Genomic DNA, 5589 nt, shown 5'->3' with positions numbered 1-5589 from the left:
GAGCTGAGGCTCTTTTTCTGCACTTAAAAGGTGAAAACGTAAAATTCCCATCAAGCACTTGAATCATGTGTTTGATGGGGATTTTGGAGTTTCTGGTGAATAATTCAGGTAGACTAAACTGGATGCAGTAAACGTGACTTCTCTGAACAATCCAAACTCCACGAATGGCTCTTTAGTATGCCGCTCCCATTGAATAAATAGGCCTAGGCAAAGTGCAGAGCCAATGATTAGGCCGATACTCCATTTGGAGGTCCACCCCATGCCATAGCCCTTAATTAAAACGTAGGTTAATTGCGCAATTCCAGCTAGGAATAACACTAAGCCCAATCCATCGACTTTTTTAGAAACAGTAGTGTCATAGGATTCATCAAAACAAGTTGTGATCAGAACAAATGTCAAAATTACGATTGGCAAGTTGATAAAGAAGATATATTTCCATGTAAAATACTGTAAGACAAGACCACCAATTGGCGGCCCTGCCGCAGCAGCTACAGCTGTCACAGCACCAATTATCCCAACTGCATCAGTGGCTTTTTCCCGACCAAACAAGCTAACGGACAGCGGTATCATAATTGGTGTCACAATAGCGCCACCAATGCCTTGCATGAATCTAACGGCAATTAGGAAAATTAGGTTCTCAGATAAGCCGCATAATAGCGAACCAATCCCGAATAGACCTAAGCCTAACAGCATTATCTTTTTGCGACCAAATTGATCCCCAAATTTTGCGGCTGGGATAATAAATACAGACATGGCTAAAACATATATAGTGCTTATCCAATTTGTATTCGTTACGCTGGCGTTAAAATATTTTGTGATGTCTGGCAGTGCAATATTTGTGATCGTTGTATCCAGCGTGACAATAAACATAATCAGACAAAGTGCGATTAACCCCAACTGCCCACGTACTCTTTTCATCAGAATCCCCCCCAATTCGAGATTAATTGCTTAATCTGGTTTTAAAGTGCATTCTAACCTTGCTTCTACAATTTTTAATCCTTATTTCGACAGACCAGCGCTTTCAAGAATGCACCAGACTTATCCGTATACAGGCCAGCAAATATAAAGTAACCATTATCAGGCAAAGGGCACTTAGTTCCCAGTCTTACCGGTAATTTTACTGCTCATGAAGGAACAGTCTCTCAAATCACATGTTGCACTTTCAATAAATAATGGCGGCATTGACTAGCCGTTTTAATGGTACTTCCACCAAAATTCCGCCAAGAACGAGACTTAACTCCCAATTGCTTGAATGTCCCATTTAACAACACCTTGCGGATGGCATCACCACAAAATAGTTTTAAGTACCAAGTTGGTGAGGTCGATGTAGTTAAAACCTGTACACGCTTTAATTGCGACATATTTCCCCGAATCCCCCGTTTACCCGCAAAGTAAAATAAATTACGCTTAAATACCATATCAACGAACCCCTTCACAATCGCCGGGACATCATTCCACCAGACCGGGCAAATAAAAATGAGTCGTTCGCAATGCTGAAGTCGCGCTTCGTAGCTTTTAACCAGTGGATCCAATGTTTTCCCTTGACGGTACAAATTATATTCATTGGTCGTATATTGCCCATTAAACTGATCTGCGTATAGATCCAAGACGTCAAAAGAAACACCCTCCTGAGTCAATCGGTCCGTCACAGCCAATAATATCGCATGATTTAAACTAGTTTCTTGTGGATGAGCGTACACAATTAAAGTATTCGTCATTAGAAATTCCTCCCCATCAGCTCTACTGCTTACTTATCATTTTTTACACAATAATTTTCTCTGAAGCAACGTGATAAACGCTGCTCTAGCTTTCTTCTTTACGTAGATAATCAGACCGCTTTCTAAACAGGAAGACTGTCGGTAACATCACACCCGTAAATGGCATAGCCATCTGATATGGTCGGATAAAGGCATGGGTCAGCTGGCGCTTCGTTTCATGTCTAATGGCCGCCACCTCAGTTGTTAGAAGTTGATTATCACGGGTGACTTGTTGCGTGACGGATTGACTGACCCGTTGGTAAATTGCTCGTTTGACCGTGACCGGTGCCGCCGTCAGTTGGTGTTGCCGCAATGTCCGCTGATAGTTTGACCGAATCAGTCTCTGGGTTTTAGCTGAGCTGATAAATGTCGTTTGCCCGTGCTTAGGCGTTTGTTCCGTCGCTAATTGGGACTTAACTTGTGTCAGCGTGTCACTTTTTACTTTGGCAGAAACGGGTAACGCCTCAACCCTGTTCTGCGAATACAACCAAACGTTGGTTTTCGCCGTCACGAGGTTAGCAGACAGCGCGGATACAAAGATCGCCACCGCTAAGGACGTCCCAATCTGCCGGAAGACGCCGATCACACTTTGAGATGCGGTTAGTAGATTGCCCGTAAAATCACCAGCTGCTAACACGGTGATGGGACCAATCACGACGCCGTAACCCATCCCGACTAAGAGCGCGGCTACACAGACCTGCCAGTAAATATTGGGATTCATCCAACTCAGCGCCACGTAACCCCCAATCATCGACAAGCTTCCCATTAAAATGACCAACCGCGGACCAACTTTACCTAAAAGCCAACCACTAATCGGTGACCAGATAAAAATCATCATTGAGGCGGGGGTGATCATCAACGCAGCTAGTAATTCTCCTTTACCTTGAACTTTGGTAAAGAAGCTCGGCATCAAGACCAGCAGCGCTACTAGGAAGATCCCCGACATGATCGTGACAATGGCGGAGCCCACGAACTGCTTATCCTTAAATAGCGCCAGGGGTACCATCGGCTGTTGCACATGACTTTCAACGACAATAAACCCAATTAGTGACAGCACACTCAGTAAGATCAATCCCAGACATTGGTAACTCGTCCAGCCCCAGTCGTTCCCTTTGACTAAGAACAAGGTCAAACTAAACAACATGGTCATGGACAGAATCGTCCCACCCACATCTAGCTGCTCCTTTTGTTGCTTGCGTTCGTGTAAGTCAAAGAGCCGCCAGCAAAGTCCCAATGCCAATAAGGTAAATGGCACATTAACCAGGAAAATTCCCCGCCAGCTAAAGAACTGCGTCACGACACCGCCAATGGTTGGCCCCATTGCGGCTGCTAGGCCTTGCGTAACCCCCAATGTGGCGATTGCGCTGGTCCGCTTGTCCATCGGTACGCTCTGAATCCCAATAGTCATACTTGCTGGGAAAACAATCGCCGCCCCCAGGCTTTGAATTCCCCGCCCAACAATCAGCCAAGCCACACTGCCGGCTAGTCCAGAAAAAAGTGATCCGAGTAAGAATAAGCCGAGTCCTATCAGATAGAAACGGTGGCGCCCATAAATATCCGCCAATCGTCCCAGCGGAATCGTCAACGTAGCAAATAGAATGGTGTACAGGTTAAGTGCCCAAGATAATTGTTCTAGGCTGGTCGATAGGCCATTTTGAATTGCCGGTAATGCGATATTCATCACCGTTGTATCCAGAATACAGAGAAAAATACCAATGGCCATTGTGCCAACTAACGCTGTGGTCTTTTTCATCATAAACTCCCCCTCTTCAAGTGTTATCGTTAGTTTATGCGCATCAATCACGATAAACTAGCTTTGGGTTACAGAAAGGGGGATGTTGTAACCGATGAATCCACATGAGCGTAAACAGCAAAATTTAAAAACCATCTATCGTGCCTTACTAGAGTTAATGATGGCAAAGCCACTGGCGACGATTTCAATTACTGAGCTCTGCCAACGCGCCCAGGTCTCACGAACATATTTTTACCGTCACTATCAAAACTTTGATCAAATTATTGCCGCCTACCAAACGCAAAACATGCTGCATTACTTACGGCGACTGCCTAGGACAGACCAGGTCACGCTCCCTGAGCTGATGACCCATTACTTTGAGCACACTAAAATGGAGACTGAGACTTATCTGCTGCTGATCAAAAATAATAAGCTGGACGTTTTAGTCAAAACCTTCCAAACCGTTTTTAAACTACTCATCAAGCAAGACCGCATCGGCGGACACGGCCCCAACATAACGAATCCTTACTATCTCTTGTTCTTTTCGGGCGGCGTGATCAATATCGCCGCTAACTGGGTTAGTAATGGCTGCGTTGAATCTCCCCAATACCTGGGGCAGATGATCGCTCACTTCGCATTAAGTCCTTCAAACTAGCGTGTAAGACAAATGAAGGCGGCCGTTCTGTATGGGTCGCCTTCATTTTTTAATTTATAAAATTCGCACGTAGCCGCGCCACCCTTGATATGGCGAGCGATGTACGCTTCCTCAATCCGTGTGCTTTATTGCAGGCCATGATATACTATCTCCAACCTATTTTCACCGCTTACCAAGAATAAAGCAATTTATAAAGCGGCCACGTTCATTCTAATTAATTACGTAATGAGGAGTCGGAATCTAATATGAATTATGTCTTTGATGTTGACGGTACGCTAAGCTTTAACGGCACAAGCATCTCAGCCGAGATTACAGAAGGTCTAAAAGCCTTAGAAAAAGGCGGTCATCACCTAATCTTCGCTTCTGCTCGTCCGATAAGAGATTTACTCCCCATTGTTCCTGAATTTCGGCACAACTTGCTAATTGGCGGGAATGGCGCTATTGTCTCACAAGCTGATACGATCAAGGTTATGACCCCAATTGCTACACCAGATAGAGATTACTTGAAAGCCTTAATCACCCACTATAATTTAGATTATGTGGTTGATGGTGATTGGGATTACGCCGCGCACGTTTCACCAGATAATTTGCTCATAAAACAACTCGATCCAGATCATCTCGCCCATAACGTTCCCTTGGAACAGATTACAACAGCCATTAAAGCTATTCTCTTAGGGATGTCTGAGCAGCAGTTGGAAAGAATTATACGACTGGTCAATGACCATACAAATCTGGAAATTGTGCAGCACGTCGGTGAAGGTAACCTAGATCTGACTGCACAGAACATTAATAAGGCTAATACGTTAGCCTTATTAGGAATTCATGATTATATCGCCTTTGGTAATGATATGAATGACGTCAAGCTGCTGTCGCAGGCCACCACTAGTTTTTGGGTGAATAGTAAATCGGCATTACTCGAACAAGCTGAATCTTTTGCTCATACGATCGTGGCTCCTGATAAAGTTGCGGCGGTAATCCATCGATTAGGCTAGTCACCGCAAGGCACCTTGGTTCCTATCATACTTAATGGGCATTATTCGGTGATCCTGCTGTTTTCATCTGTTGGTAAACTGCCATCTTATGATGAATGAAATCTAAATAATTCTGAGTCTGCTGGGCTCGTTGTTGCAATCTTTCTTCTTGGATTTTCAGTAAGCTCAGTCGCTCATCAATCGTTGAGCTCCCCTGCGATCGGAGTTCAGAGTAACGCTTAATCTCGCGGATGGGCATACCCGTCTGCTTAAGCCGTTTAAGAAAGTCCACCCACCTCAAATCATGCTCATCGTAAACGCGGTGATTTCCTAAGGTTCGTTTGGGTTTTAGAAATCCTACTCCTGAATTATTCACCAGAAACTCCAAAATCCCCATCAAACACATGATTCAAGTGCTTGATGGGAATTTTACGTTTTCACCTTTTAAGTGCAGAAAAAGAGCCTCAGCTCTGG

Annotated in this window: 6 protein-coding genes; 2 read left to right on the top strand and 4 right to left on the bottom strand. The window is 44.5% G+C overall.

The window, feature by feature from the left end; all coding sequences use genetic code 11:
• Positions 1 to 63: 63 nt before the first annotated feature.
• From HF569_RS11945 to HF569_RS11935, 3 genes are all read right to left on the bottom strand, one after another.
• The gene (locus HF569_RS11945; protein WP_232842628.1) at positions 64 to 918 is read right to left on the bottom strand and encodes an MFS transporter; all 855 of its coding nucleotides are present in this window, start codon (positions 916 to 918) and stop codon (positions 64 to 66) included.
• A 224-nt stretch (positions 919 to 1142) separates the two neighbouring features.
• A complete protein-coding gene (locus tag HF569_RS11940) occupies positions 1143 to 1718 on the bottom strand; it encodes an NAD(P)H-dependent oxidoreductase (protein ID WP_168902598.1) in 576 nt (191 codons plus the stop codon).
• 85 nt (positions 1719 to 1803) lie between these two features.
• Entirely contained in the window at positions 1804 to 3513 is a 1710-nt protein-coding gene (locus HF569_RS11935) for an MFS transporter (RefSeq protein WP_168902597.1), read from the bottom strand.
• Positions 3514 to 3604: 91 nt separating this feature from the next.
• Here HF569_RS11935 and HF569_RS11930 point away from each other — a divergent pair, with 91 nt between their 5' ends.
• Together HF569_RS11930 and HF569_RS11925 are read left to right on the top strand one after the other, a co-directional pair.
• Positions 3605 to 4144: a TetR/AcrR family transcriptional regulator gene (locus HF569_RS11930; RefSeq protein ID WP_168902596.1), complete on the top strand. Its 540-nt coding sequence runs from the start codon at positions 3605 to 3607 to the stop codon at positions 4142 to 4144.
• A gap of 245 nt (positions 4145 to 4389) precedes the next feature.
• Entirely contained in the window at positions 4390 to 5136 is a 747-nt protein-coding gene (locus HF569_RS11925; RefSeq protein ID WP_168902595.1) for an HAD hydrolase family protein, read from the top strand.
• 31 nt (positions 5137 to 5167) lie between these two features.
• Here HF569_RS11925 and HF569_RS11920 read toward each other — a convergent pair whose 3' ends face one another.
• Entirely contained in the window at positions 5168 to 5491 is a 324-nt protein-coding gene (locus HF569_RS11920) for a MerR family transcriptional regulator (RefSeq protein WP_168902594.1), read from the bottom strand.
• Positions 5492 to 5589: the final 98 nt, after the last annotated feature.

It is taken from the genome of Levilactobacillus tujiorum (assembly GCF_012641185.1).
In the GTDB taxonomy this organism is placed as follows: Bacteria; Bacillota; Bacilli; order Lactobacillales; family Lactobacillaceae; genus Levilactobacillus; species Levilactobacillus tujiorum.
This window is presented reverse-complemented; position numbering and strand designations above follow the sequence as displayed.